At 71.9% G+C, this 18253-nt stretch carries 19 protein-coding genes; 10 read left to right on the forward strand and 9 right to left on the reverse strand.

The window, feature by feature from the left end; genetic code table 11:
- The first annotated feature begins 37 nt into the window (after positions 1-37).
- Genes rimI through ACFWW8_RS20895 form a run of 3 tightly spaced genes read left to right on the forward strand, consistent with a single transcriptional unit; the run spans position 38 to position 1948 of the window.
- A complete protein-coding gene (gene rimI, locus ACFWW8_RS20885) occupies positions 38-517 on the forward strand; it encodes a ribosomal protein S18-alanine N-acetyltransferase (protein ID WP_386530466.1) in 480 nt (159 codons plus the stop codon).
- Positions 510-1679 carry a tRNA (adenosine(37)-N6)-threonylcarbamoyltransferase complex transferase subunit TsaD gene (gene tsaD, locus ACFWW8_RS20890; RefSeq protein WP_386530427.1) on the forward strand — a complete coding sequence of 390 codons (1170 nt, stop codon included), beginning with the start codon at positions 510-512 and terminating at the stop codon, positions 1677-1679. The genes rimI and tsaD overlap by 8 nt, the downstream gene beginning before the upstream one ends.
- Positions 1676-1948, forward strand: a complete 273-nt coding sequence (locus ACFWW8_RS20895; RefSeq protein ID WP_386530428.1) for a hypothetical protein — start codon at positions 1676-1678, stop codon at positions 1946-1948. Before tsaD ends, ACFWW8_RS20895 begins: the two co-directional genes overlap by 4 nt.
- A gap of 30 nt (positions 1949-1978) precedes the next feature.
- On the opposite strand, the gene ACFWW8_RS20900 is transcribed toward ACFWW8_RS20895, so the two are convergent.
- From ACFWW8_RS20900 to ACFWW8_RS20910, 3 genes are all read right to left on the reverse strand, one after another.
- On the reverse strand, positions 1979-3175 hold the full coding sequence (locus ACFWW8_RS20900; RefSeq protein ID WP_386530429.1) for a methyltransferase domain-containing protein: 1197 nt from the start codon (positions 3173-3175) through the stop codon (positions 1979-1981).
- Positions 3176-3279: 104 nt separating this feature from the next.
- Complete coding sequence (locus ACFWW8_RS20905) at positions 3280-5688, reverse strand: ATP-binding cassette domain-containing protein (RefSeq protein ID WP_386530430.1); 2409 nt, start codon at positions 5686-5688, stop codon at positions 3280-3282.
- A gap of 97 nt (positions 5689-5785) precedes the next feature.
- Positions 5786-6202 carry a VOC family protein gene (locus tag ACFWW8_RS20910; RefSeq protein WP_386530431.1) on the reverse strand — a complete coding sequence of 139 codons (417 nt, stop codon included), beginning with the start codon at positions 6200-6202 and terminating at the stop codon, positions 5786-5788.
- A 275-nt stretch (positions 6203-6477) separates the two neighbouring features.
- Here ACFWW8_RS20910 and ACFWW8_RS20915 point away from each other — a divergent pair, with 275 nt between their 5' ends.
- Together ACFWW8_RS20915 and ACFWW8_RS20920 are read left to right on the forward strand one after the other, a co-directional pair.
- Positions 6478-7338, forward strand: coding sequence for a polysaccharide deacetylase family protein (locus ACFWW8_RS20915; protein WP_386530467.1), 861 nt, complete (start codon positions 6478-6480; stop codon positions 7336-7338).
- Positions 7335-8225 carry a polysaccharide deacetylase family protein gene (locus ACFWW8_RS20920; RefSeq protein WP_386530432.1) on the forward strand — a complete coding sequence of 297 codons (891 nt, stop codon included), beginning with the start codon at positions 7335-7337 and terminating at the stop codon, positions 8223-8225. The genes ACFWW8_RS20915 and ACFWW8_RS20920 overlap by 4 nt, the downstream gene beginning before the upstream one ends.
- Positions 8226-8348: 123 nt before the next feature.
- Here ACFWW8_RS20920 and ACFWW8_RS20925 read toward each other — a convergent pair whose 3' ends face one another.
- Both ACFWW8_RS20925 and ACFWW8_RS20930 read right to left on the reverse strand, forming a co-directional pair.
- Positions 8349-9776 carry an FtsW/RodA/SpoVE family cell cycle protein gene (locus tag ACFWW8_RS20925; RefSeq protein WP_386530433.1) on the reverse strand — a complete coding sequence of 476 codons (1428 nt, stop codon included), beginning with the start codon at positions 9774-9776 and terminating at the stop codon, positions 8349-8351.
- Positions 9764-10000, reverse strand: coding sequence for a hypothetical protein (locus tag ACFWW8_RS20930; protein ID WP_386530434.1), 237 nt, complete (start codon positions 9998-10000; stop codon positions 9764-9766). Before ACFWW8_RS20930 ends, ACFWW8_RS20925 begins: the two co-directional genes overlap by 13 nt.
- A gap of 392 nt (positions 10001-10392) precedes the next feature.
- On the opposite strand from ACFWW8_RS20930, the gene groES reads away from it, so the two are divergent.
- Together groES and groL are read left to right on the forward strand one after the other, a co-directional pair.
- Positions 10393-10701, forward strand: a complete 309-nt coding sequence (gene groES / locus ACFWW8_RS20935) for a co-chaperone GroES (protein ID WP_030230757.1) — start codon at positions 10393-10395, stop codon at positions 10699-10701.
- A 136-nt stretch (positions 10702-10837) separates the two neighbouring features.
- On the forward strand, positions 10838-12466 hold the full coding sequence (gene groL, locus ACFWW8_RS20940; RefSeq protein ID WP_386530435.1) for a chaperonin GroEL: 1629 nt from the start codon (positions 10838-10840) through the stop codon (positions 12464-12466).
- Between the two features lie 111 nt (positions 12467-12577).
- On the opposite strand, the gene ACFWW8_RS20945 is transcribed toward groL, so the two are convergent.
- From ACFWW8_RS20945 to ACFWW8_RS20955, 3 genes are all read right to left on the reverse strand, one after another.
- Complete coding sequence (locus tag ACFWW8_RS20945) at positions 12578-13276, reverse strand: ester cyclase (protein WP_386530436.1); 699 nt, start codon at positions 13274-13276, stop codon at positions 12578-12580.
- A 102-nt stretch (positions 13277-13378) separates the two neighbouring features.
- Entirely contained in the window at positions 13379-14152 is a 774-nt protein-coding gene (locus ACFWW8_RS20950; protein ID WP_386530437.1) for an SDR family NAD(P)-dependent oxidoreductase, read from the reverse strand.
- Between the two features lie 9 nt (positions 14153-14161).
- Positions 14162-14851, reverse strand: coding sequence for an MOSC domain-containing protein (locus tag ACFWW8_RS20955; protein WP_386530468.1), 690 nt, complete (start codon positions 14849-14851; stop codon positions 14162-14164).
- Between the two features lie 88 nt (positions 14852-14939).
- On the opposite strand from ACFWW8_RS20955, the gene ACFWW8_RS20960 reads away from it, so the two are divergent.
- Positions 14940-15839 (forward strand): LysR family transcriptional regulator, encoded by a 900-nt coding sequence (locus ACFWW8_RS20960; protein ID WP_386530438.1) that lies wholly within the window; start codon positions 14940-14942, stop codon positions 15837-15839.
- Between the two features lie 112 nt (positions 15840-15951).
- Here the strand turns inward: ACFWW8_RS20960 and ACFWW8_RS20965 are convergent, their stop codons facing one another.
- Positions 15952-16281 carry a WhiB family transcriptional regulator gene (locus tag ACFWW8_RS20965; RefSeq protein ID WP_267839842.1) on the reverse strand — a complete coding sequence of 110 codons (330 nt, stop codon included), beginning with the start codon at positions 16279-16281 and terminating at the stop codon, positions 15952-15954.
- Positions 16282-16661: 380 nt separating this feature from the next.
- On the opposite strand from ACFWW8_RS20965, the gene ACFWW8_RS20970 reads away from it, so the two are divergent.
- Positions 16662-17273, forward strand: a complete 612-nt coding sequence (locus tag ACFWW8_RS20970; protein WP_003948568.1) for a response regulator transcription factor — start codon at positions 16662-16664, stop codon at positions 17271-17273.
- 312 nt (positions 17274-17585) lie between these two features.
- Positions 17586-18215, forward strand: coding sequence for a sigma-70 family RNA polymerase sigma factor (locus ACFWW8_RS20975; RefSeq protein WP_267723152.1), 630 nt, complete (start codon positions 17586-17588; stop codon positions 18213-18215).
- Positions 18216-18253: the final 38 nt, after the last annotated feature.

The following is an 18253-nucleotide window of genomic DNA, read 5'->3' on the forward strand; positions in this document are numbered from 1 at the left end:
GGCCACCGCCCCCGCCTCCGACGCCGTCCTGCGCGACATGCGCTGGTGGGACATCGGGCCCGTGCTGGAGCTGGAGCACGAGCTCTTTCCCGAGGACGCCTGGTCGGCCGGCATGTTCTGGTCCGAGCTGGCCCACGCGCGCGGACCGCGGGCCACGCGCCGCTACCTCGTCGCCGAGGACGGACGGGGCCGCCTGGTGGGCTACGCCGGGCTGGCCGCCGCCGGCGACCTGGCCGACGTACAGACCATCGCGGCGGCCCGCGACCAGTGGGGCACCGGGCTCGGCGCCCGGTTGCTGGCCGAACTGCTGCGCGCCGCCACCGCGTTCGAGTGCGCCGAGGTGCTGCTGGAGGTTCGGGTGGACAACACCCGCGCCCAGAAGCTCTACGAACGCTTCGGCTTCGAGCCCATCGGCTTCCGCCGCGGCTACTACCAGCCCGGCAACGTCGACGCGCTCGTCATGCGACTGACCGACCCCGCACACGTACGAACTGAGAGCAGTGAGAGCAATGGCTGACGAACCGCTCGTCCTCGGAATCGAGACCTCTTGCGACGAGACCGGCGTCGGCGTCGTCCGCGGCACGACCCTGCTCGCGGACGCCATCGCCTCCAGCGTCGACGAGCACGCCCGCTTCGGCGGCGTCGTGCCCGAGGTCGCCTCCCGCGCCCACCTGGAGGCCATGGTCCCGACCATCGAGCGCGCCCTGAAGGAGGCCGGGGTCAGCGCGCGCGACCTCGACGGGATCGCGGTCACGGCGGGCCCCGGACTCGCGGGGGCGCTGCTGGTGGGCGTCTCGGCGGCCAAGGCGTACGCGTACGCCCTCGGCAAGCCGCTGTACGGGGTCAACCACCTCGCCTCGCACATCTGCGTGGACCAGCTGGAGCACGGGCCGCTGCCGGAGCCGACCATGGCGCTCCTGGTGTCCGGCGGACACTCCTCGCTGCTGCTGGCCCCCGACATCACCTCCGACGTACGGCCGCTGGGCGCGACCATCGACGACGCGGCCGGCGAGGCCTTCGACAAGATCGCGCGCGTGCTCCAGCTGGGCTTCCCCGGCGGTCCGGTCATCGACCGGCTCGCGCGCGAGGGCGACCCGGAGGCGATCACCTTCCCGCGCGGGCTGACCGGGCCGCGCGACGCGGCGTACGACTTCTCCTTCTCGGGGCTCAAGACGGCCGTCGCCCGCTGGATCGAGGCGAAGCGGAAGGCTGGCGAGGACGTGCCGGTGCGCGACGTGGCGGCGTCCTTCCAGGAGGCCGTCGTGGACGTGCTGACCCGCAAGGCCGTCCGGGCCTGCAAGGACGAGGGCGTCGACCACCTGATGATCGGCGGCGGGGTGGCGGCGAACTCGCGGCTGCGCGCGCTCGCCCAGGAGCGGTGCGACGCGGCGGGGATCGTCCTGCGGGTGCCGCGGCCAGGGCTGTGCACGGACAACGGGGCGATGGTCGCGGCCCTGGGCGCGGAGATGGTCAAGCGCAACCGGGCGCCCTCGGACTGGGACCTGTCGGCGGACTCCTCGCTGCCCGTGACCGACCCGCACGTGCCGGGCACGGGGACCGGCCACGACCACGGGACCGGCCACGGGCACGGCCACGACCACGGGCACGACCACGGCCACGGGCACGCGCACTCCCACGATCACGTGCACGAGCTGAGCAAGGACAACCTGTACTCATGAGCACCGTCGCGCTGATGTGGGAGGCCCGGGCCGCCGACGGCCGGGGCAACGAGCTGCTGGAGTGGGCCCGTTCGCAGGTCCTGGCCCGGGAGCCGGTGCGCCGCGAGGTGTTCCGGGCGCCGCAGGACCGGGTGCTCGTGATCACCTGGTGGGAAGCGGACGAGGGCGTCGCGGCGGAGCTGCCCGAACTGCCGGAGCCCGCGGCCGACCTGATCACGCGGGCGGTGCACCGCTGGCGGTTCGAGTCCGTCGAGGTCGGCGGGGGCTGAGCAGCCGGTGCGGGGCGTCCCGGCCGCGGGTCAGCGCGCGGGGCGGGCCGCCGGGACCGGGGCGGGGGAGCCGATCAGCATCGACGGGGCCCCTGCGACCCGGGTCAGGAAGACGGTCGCGGAGTTCGGCCCCTGCGGCTTGACCTTCCGGCGCAGTTCCTCGGGCTCGATGGCGGAACCGCGCTTCTTCACGGTCAGGACGCCGACCCCGCGCTCGCGCAGCAGCGCCTTCAGCTTCTTGAGGCCGAACGGCAGCACGTCGGTGATCTCGTACGCCGTCGCGTACGGGGTCGCCCGCAGCTCGTCGGCGGTGACGTAGGCGATGGTCGGGTCGATCAGCCGGCCGTCCAGCTGCTCGGCGACCTCGGCGACGAGGTGGGCGCGGATGACGGCGCCGTCGGGCTCGTAGAGCCACCGGCCGACCGGCCCGGCCTCCGGGTCGGGGAGCGGGGCGGAGGTGCACAGCGCGCGCGGGCCCGGCAGCAGGGTGGCGCGGATCGTGCCGGGCGCGGTGCCGAACCACAGCACGGCCTCCTTGACGTCCCCGTGGTCGGAGACCCACTCGGCCTCGGCCTCGGCGGGCACCGCCTCGTGCGGGATGCCGGGGGCGATCTTGACGGCGGCGTACCGCGCCGCACGGGCCGTCTCCACGGCCCACGACAGGGGCGGCGAGTAGGACTCGGGGTCGAAGACGCGGCCGCGTCCCCCGCGCCGGGCCGGGTCGATGAACACGGCGTCGTACGCGGACACGTCCACGTCCGTCACGTCCGCCTCCCGGACCTCGATCAGGTCCGCCAGGCCCAGCGCCGCGGCGTTGGCCCGCGCCACGGCCACGGTCAGCGGGTCGCGGTCCACCGCCAGCACCCGGATGCCGAGCCGTGCCAGGGCCAGGGCGTCCCCGCCGATGCCGCAGCACAGGTCGGCCACGCCGCGCACGCCGAGTGCGGCGAGCCGCTCGGCGCGGTACGAGGCCACCGAGGCGCGGGTGGCCATCTCGCCGCCGCCGGGGGTGAAGAACATCCGGTAGGCGTCCTCCTCGCCGAACTTCGCCACCGCGCGCTGCCGCAGTCGGGCCTGCCCCAGCGCGGCGGAGACCAGGCCGGCGGGGTGCTCGCGGCGCAGCCGGGTGGCGAGCGCCAGCTCCTGGGCGGGGTCGTGGTCACGGAGCGAGGCGAGGAGGGCGGTGCCCTCGGGGGTGAGGAGGGCGGCGAAGTCTTCGGGGGTCACGGGTCCATTGTCGGCGACGTCCCGCCCCCGGCCCCCCGGGCGGGGGCGGGCTCGCGGGGGCGGGGGGCGCGCGGCGGCCCGCGCGGCGGCCCGCGCGCCGCCGGTCAGGCGTCCACGTACGCCGCGAGGTGCTGCCCGGTGAGGGTGGAGCGGTCGGCGACCAGGTCGGCGGGGGTGCCCTCGAAGACGATCCGGCCGCCCTCGTGGCCGGCGCCGGGACCGAGGTCGACGATCCAGTCGGCGTGCGCCATGACGGCCTGGTGGTGCTCGACGACGATGACCGACTTCCCGGAGTCGACGAGCCGGTCGAGCAGGCCGAGCAGCTGCTCGACGTCGGCGAGGTGCAGCCCGGCGGTCGGCTCGTCGAGGACGTACACGCCGCCCTTCTCCGCCATGTGCGTGGCCAGCTTGAGGCGCTGGCGCTCGCCGCCGGACAGGGTGGTGAGCGGCTGGCCGAGGCTGAGGTAGCCCAGCCCGACGTCGGCGAGACGGCGCAGGATCGCGTGCGCGGCGGGGGTGCGCGCCTCCCCGGAGCCGAAGAACTCCTCCGCCTCGCTCACCGGCATGGCGAGCACCTCGCTGATGTCGCGGCCGCCGAAGCGGTACTCCAGGACCGAGGCCTCGAACCGCTTCCCGTCGCACTCCAGGCAGGTGGTGGCGACTCCGGCCATCATCCCCAGGTCGGTGTAGAGCACGCCGGCGCCGTTGCAACCGGGGCAGGCGCCCTCGGAGTTGGCGCTGAACAGCGCGGGCTTCACCCCGTTGGCCCTGGCGAACGCCTTGCGGATCGGGTCGAGCAGCCCGGTGTACGTCGCCGGGTTGCTCCGCCGCGAGCCGCGGATCGGTTCCTGGCCGACCGCCACCACGCCCTCGCCCGCATCCCCGGACCGCCGGGGCAGCGACCCGTGCACGAGCGAGCTCTTGCCGGAGCCGGCGACGCCCGTGACGACCACGAGGACCCCGAGCGGGATGTCGACGTCGACGTCCCGCAGGTTGTGGGTGCTCGCGCCGCGGATCTCCAGCGTGCCGGTGGACTCGCGCACCGTCTTCTTGAGGGTGGCCCGGTCGGCGAAATGGCGGCCGGTGACGGTGTCGCTGCCGCGCAGCTCCTCGACGCCGCCCTCGAAGCAGACGGTGCCACCGGCCGTGCCGGCGCCGGGGCCGAGGTCGACGACGTGGTCCGCGATGACGATCGTCTCCGGCTTGTGCTCGACGACGAGCACCGTGTTGCCCTTGTCCCGCAGGCGCAGCAGGAGGTCGTTCATCCGCTGGATGTCGTGCGGGTGCAGGCCGACGGTCGGCTCGTCGAAGACGTACGTGGTGTCGGTGAGCGGGGAACCGAGGTGGCGGATCATCTTGACGCGCTGCGCCTCCCCGCCCGACAGCGTGCCCGACGGCCGGTCGAGGGAAAGGTAACCCAGACCGATCTCCACGAACGAGTCGAGGGTCTGCCGCAGCGTGGCGAGCAGCGGCGCCACCGAGGGCTCCTCGACGCCGCGGATCCACGCGGCGAGGTCGCTGATCTGCATCGCGCAGGCGTCGGCGATGCTGATCCCGGCGATCCGCGACGACCGGGCCGCCTCGCTGAGCCGGGTGCCGTCGCAGTCGGGGCAGGCGGTGAAGGTGACCGCGCGGTCCACGAACGCCCGGACGTGCGGCTGCATCGCCTCCCGGTCCTTGGAGAGGAAGGACTTCTGGATCTTCGGGATCAGCCCCTCGTAGGTGAGATTCACGCCCTCGACCTTGACCTTGGTCGGCTCCCGGTACAGGAAGTCCTGCATCTCCCTCTTGGTGAACCTGCGGATCGGCTTCTCCGGGTCGAGGAAGCCCGACTCGGCGTAGGTCCGCACGGTCCACCAGCTGTCCGACTTCCAGCCGGGGATGGTGAACGCGCCCTCGGCGATCGACTTGGAGTCGTCGTAGAGCTGGGTGAGGTCGATGTCGGAGACCGTGCCGCGGCCCTCGCACCGCGTGCACATGCCGCCGGTGCGGGTGAAGGTCTGCTTCACGGTGCGGCTGGCGGCGCCGCGGTCGACCGTGACCGCGCCGCTGGCCCGGACCGAGGCGACGTTGAAGGAGAAGGTGTTGGGCGAGCCGATGTGCGGCGTGCCGAGCCGGCTGAAGAGGATGCGCAGCATCGCGTTGGTGTCGGTGGCGGTGCCCACGGTGGAGCGGGTGTCGGCGCCCAGCCGCTGCTGGTCGACGATGATCGCCGTCGTCAGGCCTTCGAGCACGTCCACCTCGGGCCGCGCGGGCGTCGGCATGAAGCCCTGCGCGAAGGCGCTGTACGTCTCGTTGACCATCCGCTGCGATTCCGCGGCGATCGTGCCGAACACCAGGGAACTCTTGCCGGAGCCGGAGACGCCGGTGAACACCGTCAGACGGCGCTTGGGGATCTCGACGCTGACGTCCTTGAGGTTGTTCACGCGCGCGCCGTGCACGCGGATCAGGTCGTGTCCGTCGGCGGGGTGCGGGGCGGGCGACCGCGGGTCCGACCTCTTGGCCTTGCTCATCCTGTCCTGTCTCTCCCTCACTGCGGGGCGGGGGCCGACCGCGCGCCGACTGCCGGGCGCGCGGGCTGCGGTGCCGGCGGGCGGTGCCGGCGGGGCACTACGGCTTGCGTGCCTGGGTGAAGCGGAGCATGTTGCCCGCCGGGTCGCGGAACGCGCAGTCGCGCACGCCGTACGGCTGGTCGAACGGCTCCTGCACCACCTCGCCGCCGGCGGCCCGGATGCGCTCGAAGGTGGCGTCGCAGTCCTCGGTGGAGAAGATCACGCCCCGCAGCAGGCCCTTGGCCAGCAGTTCCGCCATGGCCTGCCGGTCGTCGGGGGAGGCGCCCGGGTCGGCGAGCGGCGGTTCGAGGACGATCTCCACACCCGGCTGCGCGGATGAGCCGACGGTCACCCACCGCATCCCGGCGTACCCGACGTCGCCCCGCACCTCCAGGCCGAGGACGTCCCGGTAGAAGGTGAGCGCGCGGTCGTGGTCGTCCACCGCGATGAAGCACTGCGCGAGCTTGATGTCCATGCCTCCGACGCTACGAGGCGGCGGCGGATTTCGCTTCTCCGTTCCTGACCGGTCGCGCGGGGATCCGACGGAGCCCGGGGGTTCCCGCACCGGCGCCCGCCCGACGCGCGGGCGGTGTGGGCCACCCGGTGGAAGGTGGGATTCCGCTCGCGGTGTCTTCCCGGGAGGGTGCGTGTCCGGTGCCAGGATGCGCAACTATGCAGCTAGTCGGACAAAAGGAAGATAAGACGCTACACGGTCACCGGTACGCGGCGGGTCCGCGCGGCCGGTTCGGGGTGGCCGTGGCCGCCCTGCTGGTCGCCGCCCTCGGGACGGCGTGCTCCTCCGGCTCCGAGGCACCGGTGAAGCCCAAGGCGGGCAAGGGCACGGAGGCGGGCGCGGCCGGCGCCCTCAGCGCCGCGGAGAAGGCGAAGGCGGCCCAGCAGGCGCGCATCGCCGCGGCGAAGAAGTGGGGGCTGGTCAAGCCGCCGCTCACGGCGCCGGCTGCGCCGAAGGAGAAGCCCGAGATCACCACGCGCGACGGCTTCGAGGTCGAGGACCAGGAGGAGTACCCGCCGGTCTTCACCACCGTGCCCACCGAGGACAAGGTCGTCTTCCTGACGATCGACGACGGCGCGGAGAAGGATCCCGAGTTCCTGAAGATGATGCAGGAGCTGAAGATCCCGTACACGGCGTTCCTCAGCGACTACGTCGTGAACGACAACTACCCCTACTTCAAGCAGATGCAGGCCGCGGGCGTCACCCTCAACAACCACACCCTCAACCACCGCTACATGCCGGCGCTGTCGTACGAGAAGCAGCGCCAGGAGATCTGCGGCCAGCAGGACATGATGCAGAAGCAGTTCGGCAAGCGGCCGACGCTCTTCCGGCCGCCGTACGGGAACTACAACCAGGACACGCTGCGCGCGGCGAAGTCCTGCGGCATCAAGGCCGTCCCGCTGTGGAACGCCGAGGCGTTCACGAACCGGATGGACTACCGGGAGTGGGACCGCGACCTGCACCCGGGCGACATCATCCTCACGCACTTCCGGGGGCGGGAGGACTGGAAGGGAACCATGCCTGACATGATCCGTCATGTCATGAAGACCGTCACGGACAAGGGGTACTCCGTGGCCCGCCTGGAGGACTATCTGTGAAGCACGCGCGCCGGTTGGTAGCCGGAACGCTGGCGGCCGGCGCGCTCGCGCTGTCCCTGACGGGGTGCGGGGACAGCGTGGACCCGATCGAACGGCTGGGTCGCAAGGCGACGCAGGAGGCCCCGGCCGCCGGGCCCTCCGGCACCCCGTCGGCGACCCCCTCGGGGTCGCCCTCGGGGCCGGGGAACCCCTCGGACGAGGCGTACCGGAAGTGGGGCCTGACGGCCCCCGTCGCCTACGCGCCCAAGCCCGCCCGGAAGCCCGGGCGTCCGCAGGCCGCCCCGGGCAGGGCGGCCGTGGTGGACCGGATACCCGTCGCGCCGGACGACAAGGTCGTCTTCCTGACCTTCGACGACGGCGCGGAGAAGGACCCCGAGTTCCTGAAGATGGCGGCCGACCTGAAGCTGCCGATCTCGATGTTCCTCACCCACAGCGTGGCCTCGGCGGACTACGGGCACTTCGAGCAGCTCCGCGACAACGGCTCGGCGAGCACGGTCAACAACCACACGCTGACGCACCCGAACCTGCGGACCCTGCCCTTCGCGGCGCAGAAGAAGGAGATATGCGGCCAGCAGGAGCATCTGGAGAAACGCTTCGGCACGCGCCCGACGCTCTTCCGCCCGCCCTTCGGCAACTACAACGACGACACCCTCCGGGCCGCCGCGGAGTGCGGGGTCAGCGACGTGGTGCTGTGGCGGGTCTCGATGCAGATCAACAACTTCCAGTACGCCGAGGGCTCCGCCCTCAAGCCGGGGGACATCGTCCTGGCGCACTTCCGGGGCCCGTCGGAGCTCAAGGGCGCCACGGAGACCCAGATGACGACGCGGATGCTCCAGCGGATACAGGAACAGGGCTACCGGATAGGGCGCCTGGAGGACTACCTCTAGCCGTCGCCGTGTCCGCGTGGCCCGTGGCCGTGCCGCGACCGTGCCCGCGTGGCCCGTGGCCGTGCCGTGGCCGCCCCCGGGGCGTCGGCGCCGCGCGCCGGCCCGCTGTCGGTCCGTCCGCCGTCAGCCCGCCCGCGCACCCGCCGTCGCGGCGCCCGCCCCCGCCGCCCCCGGGGTGATCGTGATCTCGGCCGGCCCCAGGGTGTCCGCCTCGCGCTGGCGCTCCGCGCTGTCGCTGATGCGCAGGAGCAGCGCGATCATGATCCAGTTGGCCAGCAGGGACGAGCCGCCCTTCGCCAGGAACGGCAGCGCCTTGCCCGTCAGGGGGATCAGGCCCGTGACGCCCCCCGCGACCACGAAGACCTGCAGGGCCAGCGCCGAGGCCAGCCCCACCGCCAGCAGCTTGCCGAACGGGTCGCGGGCGGCCAGCGCCATCCGCAGGCCCCGCTGCACGAGCAGCGCGTAGAGGAGCAGCACGGCCATCACCCCGGCCAGGCCGAGCTCCTCGCCGACCGTGGTGAGGATGAAGTCGCTGCGGCCCGCGAACTTGATCAGCTCCGGATGCCCCAGCCCGAGGCCCGTCCCGGAGATGCCGCCCGTGCCGAAGCTGAACAGCGCCTGCGCGGACTGATCGGAGGTGACCCCGGTCGGCCGGTTCGCCCAGTAGTACGACAGGGGCTCCAACCAGGCGGCGACGCGCGCCTTGACGTGCGGTTCGGTCGAGCCCACCACGAACGCCCCGAGCGAGGCCATGACGAGGCCGCACACGATCCAGCCGGTGCGCTCGGTGGCGACGTACAGCATCACCACGAACACGCCGAAGAAGATCAGCGAGGTGCCGAGGTCCCGCTCGAAGACGAGCACCAGCATCGAGACGATCCAGACGGTGACGATCGGACCGAGCTGGCGCATCGGGGGCAGCCGCACGCCCAGGACCTTGCGGCCCGTCAGGGCCAGCGAGTCGCGGTGGACGACCAGGTAGCCGGCGAAGAAGACCGCGATCATGATCTTCACGAACTCGCCGGGCTGGAGCGAGAAGCCGAAGAGGATGATCCAGCGCTTCGCACCGTAGGTGTCCGCGCCGAAGAACGCCGGCGCGATCAGCAGCACCAGCGCGACCGCCATCGTGATGTAGATGAACCGCTGGAGCAGCCGGTGGTCCCGCAGCAGGGCCAGCACCCCCAGGCAGGCGGCGACCCCGACCACCGTCCACATCAGCTGACCCGGCGCGTTGGCGTCCGCGCCGTACCGCTCGATGTACCCCTGGTCGAGGCGGTGCAGGAGCACCAGCCCCAGCCCGGTCAGGAGCATGGCCAGCGGGAAGACCAGCGGATCGGCGTAGGCCGCGAAGCGGCGCACGCCCAGGTGCCCCACGAGCGAGAGCAGCGTCATGCTGACCGTGAAACCGGCCAGGTTGGGTGGCAGCTCGCCGTTCATGCCGAGGCCCGCGCCGGCGTGGCCGAGGACGGCGAGGATGACGACGAACACCAGGAGCAGGGCCTCGGTGCGCCGGCGGGAGCCCGCCGGCGTCAGCGGCTTCAGTCCACGCACGGGATGCCGCCGCCGTCCTGGGGGGAGGCCGAGGGGGCGGGCGCCGAGGGCGGTGCCCCGTCGCGGGACGCCGGGGGTGACGCCTCGCCGGACGCGCCGCCGGACGCCGCGGGCGTGCCCGGTGCGGAGGGAGCGGTGTCCGGCGCGCCGGGGGCGGCAGCGGCCTTGGGTCCGATCTGCTCTGCAATGAGGCGTTTTATCTTCATATCATCTACGACGTTCACGTCCTCCCCGCGGTTCCTTCCGAACCGCTCGACGGGGAGTGTCGTGGAGGGCGGCCTTCCGCCGGACGGGTTCTTCGCCTGCTGCGCGAACGAGCGCAGGTCCCACCCCGCGCCGGTCACCACGGCCCGTTCGCGGTGAGAGGAAAAAGGGTCAGGAAGGCCCTGGGGGCCGGGATTTCGCCCCTTCCGGGGCCCGTCCCGCGCCACACCCGGCGGCGAGAATTGGCACTCCGCTTGACCGAGTGCTAATCGCCGGAATAGTGTCGCACCTGGCACTCGCCCCTGGTGAGTGCCAACACAGCGACAGGCAGGTCCGGCACCCGCGACGACGGATCGACCTGGTCGCCACCTCAGACAGTTAACCCCGCATCTCCGAAGGGGGAGGTCGGATCGTGACGACCGCCAGCTCCAAGGTTGCCATCAAGCCGCTCGAGGACCGCATTGTGGTCCAGCCGCTCGACGCCGAGCAGACCACGGCCTCTGGCCTGGTCATCCCGGACACCGCGAAGGAGAAGCCCCAGGAGGGCGTCGTCCTCGCGGTTGGCCCGGGTCGCTTCGAGGACGGCCAGCGTCTCCCGCTGGACGTCTCCGTCGGCGACATCGTGCTGTACAGCAAGTACGGCGGCACCGAAGTGAAGTACAGCGGCGAGGAATACCTCGTCCTCTCGGCTCGCGACGTGCTCGCGATCGTCGAGAAGTAATTCGCTTCCAGATTTTGTTTGAGCTGCGCCCCTGGTCACCCTGCTGATGCCGGGCGGCGAGGGGCGCAGTTCGTTCTAGGCGGTGGAGGTCGCGGTGAGCGGCCGAGGATCGCAACGAGAGGACTGAACCGCTCCCATGCCGAAGATCCTGAAGTTCGACGAGGACGCCCGTCGCGCCCTCGAGCGCGGCGTCAACAAGCTTGCCGACACGGTCAAGGTGACGATCGGCCCCCGTGGCCGCAACGTCGTCATCGACAAGAAGTTCGGCGCCCCCACCATCACCAACGACGGTGTCACCATCGCTCGCGAAGTCGAGCTGGACGACCCGTACGAGAACCTGGGCGCGCAGCTCGTGAAGGAGGTGGCGACCAAGACCAACGACATCGCGGGCGACGGCACCACCACCGCCACCGTGCTGGCTCAGGCGCTGGTCCGCGAGGGTCTGCGCAACGTCGCCGCGGGCGCGTCCCCGGCCGCCCTGAAGAAGGGCATCGACGCCGCGGTCAAGGCCGTCTCCGAGGAGCTCCTCGCGACCGCCCGTCCGATCGAGGACAAGTCCGACATCGCCGCCGTGGCCGCGCTCTCCGCGCAGGACCAGCAGGTCGGCGAGCTCATCGCCGAGGCGATGGACAAGGTCGGCAAGGACGGTGTCATCACCGTCGAGGAGTCCAACACCTTCGGCCTGGAGCTGGAGTTCACCGAGGGCATGGCCTTCGACAAGGGCTACCTCTCGCCGTACATGGTCTCCGACCAGGAGCGTATGGAGGCCATCCTCGATGACCCGTACATCCTGATCCACCAGGGCAAGATCTCCTCGATCCAGGACCTCCTGCCGCTGCTGGAGAAGGTCATCCAGGCCGGCGCCTCCAAGCCCCTGCTGATCATCGCCGAGGACGTCGAGGGCGAGGCGCTCTCCACCCTCGTCGTCAACAAGATCCGCGGCACCTTCAACGCGGTCGCCGTCAAGGCCCCCGGCTTCGGTGACCGTCGCAAGGCCATGCTCCAGGACGTCGCCACCCTCACCGGTGCCACCGTCATCGCGGAGGAGGTCGGCCTCAAGCTCGACCAGGCCGGTCTGGACGTACTGGGCACCGCCCGCCGCGTCACGATCTCCAAGGACGACACGACCATCGTCGACGGTGGCGGCAGCCACGAGGAAGTCGTCGGCCGTGTCAACCAGATCAAGGCCGAGATCGAGTCCACGGACTCCGACTGGGACCGCGAGAAGCTGCAGGAGCGCCTGGCGAAGCTCGCCGGCGGCGTCTGCGTCATCAAGGTCGGCGCCGCCACCGAGGTGGAGCTCAAGGAGAAGAAGCACCGCCTCGAGGACGCCATCTCGGCGACCCGCGCCGCGGTCGAGGAGGGCATCGTCTCCGGCGGTGGCTCCGCTCTCGTCCACGCGGTCAAGGTCCTGGAGGGCAACCTCGGCCTGACCGGCGACGAGGCCACCGGTGTCGCGGTCGTGCGCCGCGCCGCCGTCGAGCCGCTGCGCTGGATCGCGGAGAACGCCGGCCTCGAGGGCTACGTCATCACCGCGAAGGTGGCGGAGCTCGACAAGGGCCAGGGCTTCAACGCCGCCACCGGCGAGTACGGCGACCTGGTCAAGGCCGGCGTCATCGACCCGGTGAAGGTCACCCGCTCCGCGCTGGAGAACGCCGCCTCCATCGCCTCCCTGCTGCTCACGACCGAGACCCTGGTCGTCGAGAAGCCGGCCGAGGACGAGGGCGACGCGGGTCACGGCCACGGTCACGGCCACAGCCACTGATCGCAGCACCACGCTCCACGTTCCACGAGAAAGCCCCGGTCACCGCTGCCAAGCGGGGGTGACCGGGGCTTCCCCGTGCCGGGGCGCGGGCCGGGGCCCGGGGCGGGGCGGCTAGCCGGGCATCACGCCCATCTGCCGCATCAGGCCGGGGGCGTCGTAGTACCACCAGCCCTCGGCGATCATGCCGTCCTCCATCCGGAAGGTGGTGCAGCCCGACATGGCCACGCTCTTCCCGGTCGGCGCGACCCCCATGAACTCGCCCTTCTGGGTGCCCTTCCAGTCCCACAGGGTGGTGACGCAGTCGCCCTCGGCGATCTGCCGCGTCAGGTCGAAGGAGAAGTCGAAGGCGTCCCGCCACATGCCGATGGTCCGCCGCATGCCGTCGCGCCCGTCGCTCCCGCCCGGGGTCTCCATGACGTCGTGGTCGGTGTAGTCGGCCGCGAAGCACGCGTCGACGGCGTCGAGGTCGCCCTTGCAGACGATGTCCTCGAACACCCGCCGCGCGACCAGCTTGTCGAGGTGCTCCTCGCGGACCACGTCCAGGTTCATGAACGTCGGCATGCCCTCGCAGAGGGCCACCATCTCCTGGAACATCAGGTCGGTCTCCGGGAGCCGGGAGTTCTTCATCGCCTCCTCGTACGAGGGGAACTCGACGAGGTCGACGTAGTGCGTCCCGGCCTCCCGGTCCCGGCCGATCATCGTGTGGGTGACCGTGCGCCTGCCGCTGGTCTGCTCCGTGTAGCGGTCGAGGAGCGTGTTCATCTCGTCGAACCGACGGGTCTCGTAATCGATTACCTGTACGAATGTCATCGTGTCGCCTCCCGAGGTGGATGGGACACGTCCAGTTTAGGGAGATTTCACCCATATGGCGGGTTTACTCGCCGGTCACCGGGGGAGCCGGAGCTCCGCGCACTACTGGGGCCCGTACTTGCGACCCGTGCGCGAGGACATCCCGCCCAGCAGCCCGCGCGGCGTCAGCTTCACCACGCCCATCAGCGCCTTGTACCGCGGGTCCGGGATCGACACCGTCTTGCCCCGGGCCAGGTCGGCCAGGGCGGCGGTCACCAGCTTGTCGGCGTCCAGCCACAGCCAGCCCGGGATGTTGTCCGTGCCCATGCCGGCCCGCTGGTGGAACTCCGTCCGCACGAAGCCGGGACACAGGGCCATCAGGCGCACCCCGGAACCCGCCATGTCCTTCGCCGCCCCCTGGGTGAACTGCACGACCCAGGCCTTGCTCGCCCCGTACGTGCCGCGCGGCAGGAACGCGGCCACCGAGGCCACGTTGATGACCCCGCCGCGGCCGCGCGAGCGCATCGGCCCGGCCGCCGCCGAGGTCAGCCGCAGGACCGCCTCGACGTGCACCTTCAGCATGGTCAGTTCGTCCGCCATGGGGACGTCGAGGTAGCGGCCCTTGTTGCCGAAGCCGGCGTTGTTCACCAGCAGGTCGACGGGGTGCGTGCGGTCGGCCAGGCGCTGCTCGACCGCCGCGATCCCCTCCTCCGTGGCGAGGTCGGCGGCCAGCACCTCGGCCTCGATGCCGTGCCGGTCGTGCAGCTCGGTCGCCTGGGCGCCGAGCCGCTTCGTGTCCCGTGCCACCAGGACGAGGTTGTGCCCCTGGGCGGCGAGCCGCCGGGCGAAGGCGGCGCCGATGCCCGCCGTGGATCCCGTAATCAACGCAGTCGTCATAGGCGCAACCTAGCGGCCCCGGCCGACGGCCCGGCGCGCCCCGTGCCCGGCCGCGTACGCCAGCGCGGTCTCGCGCACGTCGGGCGCCAGGGCCTCGCCCGCGGCCAGGACCCGCGGCAGCAGCGCCCGCTCGGTGGTCCAGGCGCGGAACAGGAACGACGAGGTCACCTCGTGCTCCGGGCGGTGGGTGATCACGATCCGGTCGCCGGGGGAGATCCGGCCCTCGCGGACCACCCGCAGGTACGCGCCCGGACGGTTCTCCCGGGTGAACCGCTTGACCCAGCCGGATTCGCCCAGCACACCCTGGAAGGTCCGGCACGGGATGCGGGTGGAGGAGACCTCCAGGACCAGTTCCGGGCCGACCTCCCAGCGCTCGCCGAGCACCGCTCCGCTCAGGTCCACCCCGCTGGTGGTCAGGTTCTCGCCGAACAGGCCGGGCGGCAGCTCGCGCCCCAGCTCGGCCTCCCACCAGTCCAGGTCCTCGCGGGCGTACGCGTACACGGCCTGGTGGTCGCCGCCGTGGTGGCGCCGGTCGCACACGACGTCGCCCTCCAGGCCGCTGCCGGCGCCGGTCGCCTTCGGCCCCGGGGCGGACACGCGGACCGGCCCCGGAACGGGGCGCTTGCCGATGCCGGTCGTCCCGGTGTCGGCGTACTCGACGGCCGTGGCCCGGCCGACGTTCACGGAGATCAGATGCATGGAGACCATGCGGACACGCTAGCCGAACGGCCCCAAAGGGTCGTACGGATATTCGCACCGCGGTCAAAGCAGGGCTTATGCTCGATGGGTGATCGAGGCACGTCATCTCCGGGTCCTGCGCGCCGTCGCCGGGACCGGCTCCTTTTCCGCCGCCGCCCGTGAGCTGGGCTGCACCCAGCCCGCCGTGTCCCAGCAGATGAAGGCGCTGGAGCAGTCGGCGGGCACCCCGCTGCTCATCCGCACCGGCCGCGAGATGCGGCTCACCCAGGCCGGCGAGGCCCTGGTCCGGCACGCCGCGGGGATCCTGGCCGGGCTGACCGCCGCCGAGGAGGAGGTCGCGGCCATCGCCGGGCTGCGCGCGGGCCGGGTCCGGCTGGTGTCCTTCCCCAGCGGCAGTTCCACGCTGGTGCCCACCGCCCTCGCGGCGATGCGGGCCGAGCACCCCGGGACCCGCATCTCCCTCGTGGAGGCCGAACCGCCGCGCTCGGTGGAGATGCTGCGCGAGGGCGACTGCGACGTGGCGCTGGCCTTCCGGTACGGGGGCTCGCCGGCGGCCGCCGCGGAGTGGGAGGACCTCGTGGTCCGGCCGCTCCTGACCGACCGGCTCGTCGGGCTGGTCCCCGAGGGGCACCGGCTGGCCGGGGCCGAGCGGGTGGGCATGGCGGAGCTGGCCGACGAGGCCTGGATCGCGGGCTGCCCGCGCTGCCGCCGCCACCTGGTGGAGGTGTGCGAGGACGCGGGGTTCACCCCGCGCATCGACTTCGCCACCGACGACTACCCGGCGGTGGTCGGCCTGGTCGGCGCCGGCCTGGGCGTGGCGGTGCTGCCGGAGCTCGCGGTGGAGTCCGTACGGGCCAAGGGCGTGAGCACGGTACGGGTGGAGCCGGCCGTGGAGCGCGAGGTCGTGGCGCTGACCCTGCCCGACCTGGCCAGGGTCCCGGCCGTGGCCGCGACCCTGGCCGAGCTGGTCCGGGCCGGCGCGCGCTGACCGCGGGCGCGGCGGCGCCCCCGGCCGGGGCGCGACACCCCGGCGGCGCCCCCGCCGGGTCATCGGCGGAGGCGTGACAGAAACGTTCCTTCTGACGTTTCGCGGGTTCCGGTCAGTGCTGCTGCGCGTTCGGCCCGATCGCCGTCGACGCGGGGATCAGACGGTGTCGGGCGCGGCCCATCAGCTCCTCGCGCTCGTCCTCGGTGAGGCCGCCCCACACCCCGTAGGGCTCGCGGACGGCGAGTGCGTGCGCGGCGCATTCCGAACGCACCGGGCATCTCATGCAGACCTCTTTAGCCGAGGCCTCGCGCGCGCTCCTGGCCGCGCCCCGCTCGCCTTCCGGGTGGAAGAAGAGGGAGCTGTCGACCCCGCGGCAGGCGGCGAGGAGCTGCCAGTCCCAGAGGTCGGCGTTCGGTCCGGGGAGGCGGGAGAAATCTGCCATTGGTAGTCCCTCTTGGTGCCGGTACTGAGGCGGATACGGTCCATGTCTCCACACCTACTGTCTGAGTAGATGTAAATATGACTCATTGGGAATCTAGCCTCAGACATGCGCCAAACGGAAGGAAAGCCGCCAAATAGGGCATAGCTCCATATGGACGACACGGAGCCCGTGGCTCCTCCGATGTGATCGCGTCCTCACGTAGAGTGCCGAAGGTGTCCGTCCGACCCGTAACTCTTTCGAGTGACCATCGTTGAGAGTGTGAAGGCGGTTGAACCAAGAAGTTCTCGGACAGGTGTCCGGGGACATCGACCGCACAGGTGACGATACGTACCAGCCTGGAGGCTCAAGGTGACGCGCATCAGCAGCTGCGGAGGGCGGTCATGACATCCGTCCTCGTCTGCGACGACTCCCCGCTTGCCCGAGAGGCGCTCCGTCGTGCGGTTGCCACCGTGCCCGGCGTCGAGCGTGTGACGACGGCGGCCAACGGCGAGGAAGTCCTCCGCCGCTGGGGTGCCGACCGCTCCGACCTCATTCTGATGGATGTACGGATGCCCGGGCTCGGCGGTGTGGAGACGGTTCGCCGGCTGCTCTCGGCCGACCCCGGCGCCCGCATCATCATGCTGACGGTCGCCGAGGACCTGGACGGCGTGGCCCTCGCGGTCGCCGCCGGCGCCCGGGGCTACCTGCACAAGGACGCCTCGCGCGCCGAACTGCGGGCCACGGTCACCCAGGCCCTCGCCGACCCGACCTGGCGACTGGCCCCGCGCCGGCTCCGCTCGGCCGAGATGGGCGCCGCGCCCACGCTCACCGCGCGTGAGATCCAGGTGCTGGAGGGCATGAGCCACGGCCGGTCCAACGCGGAGATCGGGCGCGAGCTCTTCCTCTCCGAGGACACGGTCAAGACCCACGCCCGACGGCTGTTCAAGAAGCTCGGCGCGTCCGACCGGGCGCACGCCGTGGCACTCGGCTTCCGCTGGGGCCTGGTGCGCTGACCCGCCCCGGACCCGGACCGGTCCGCCGACGGCGGACCGTCCGAGCGGTCCCGTCCGCCGCCGGCGGACGGGGCGGCGCACCCGGGAATTCGCGGAGCACGGCCCGCGGGACGTGTCGCTTCGTGCGCGATGCCGCATCCTTGAGGGTGTGCCGCATTCTTGGAGATGTGGGGTCCCCGTCCTCGGGGACGATTCGGCCGAGCGGGAGGGGAGGCGCAGAGCATGAGTTCCGGCGCACCCGCTCATAACGCTTCGACGCACAACCAGGGCCATGGTGCCGCGAATCCTCCGGCGTCAAGGCACCATGGATTGATGCGCGACGACGAGGCCCCGGGGTCACCCGAGCCCACAGGCCCCACCGGCGCCGCCCGAGGCGGCAACGCCGGAGCCGTCAGCGCGCTCGTACGCCGCGCGGTGGAGGGTGACGAGCAGGCCACGCACGACCTGCTCGCCTTCGTGCACCCCCTCGCCATCCGCTACTGCCGCTCGCGGCTGTCCCGCCTTCCGGGTGACGCCCGCCACTTCGTGGAGGACCTGGCGCAGGAAGTCTGCGTCGCCGTCCTGATGGCCCTGCCGCGCTACCGCGACACCGGCCGGCCCTTCGAGGCCTTCGTCTTCGCCATCGCCGCGCACAAGGTCGCCGATCTGCAGCGGGCCGCCATGCGCCACCCGGGCAGCACTGCCGTGCCCTCCGACGAGATGCCGGAGCGGCCGGACGACTCGCTGGGTCCGGAGGAGCGCGCCCTGCTCAGCAGCGACGCGGCCTGGGCCAAGAAGCTCCTGGCCAACCTTCCGGAGAACCAGCGCGAGCTCCTCGTCCTGCGGGTGGCCGTCGGGCTGACCGCCGAGGAGACCGGCCAGATGCTCGGCATGTCCCCCGGAGCGGTGCGGGTGGCCCAGCACCGTGCCCTCAGCCGTCTGCGGGCACTCGCCGAGCAGTAGATCTGTCCATCGTAGGAAGTGACAGAACTTCGGCTCGG

Origin of the sequence: Streptomyces sp. NPDC058701, from assembly GCF_042715295.1 — a bacterium.
Taxonomy (GTDB): Bacteria; Actinomycetota; Actinomycetes; order Streptomycetales; family Streptomycetaceae; genus Streptomyces.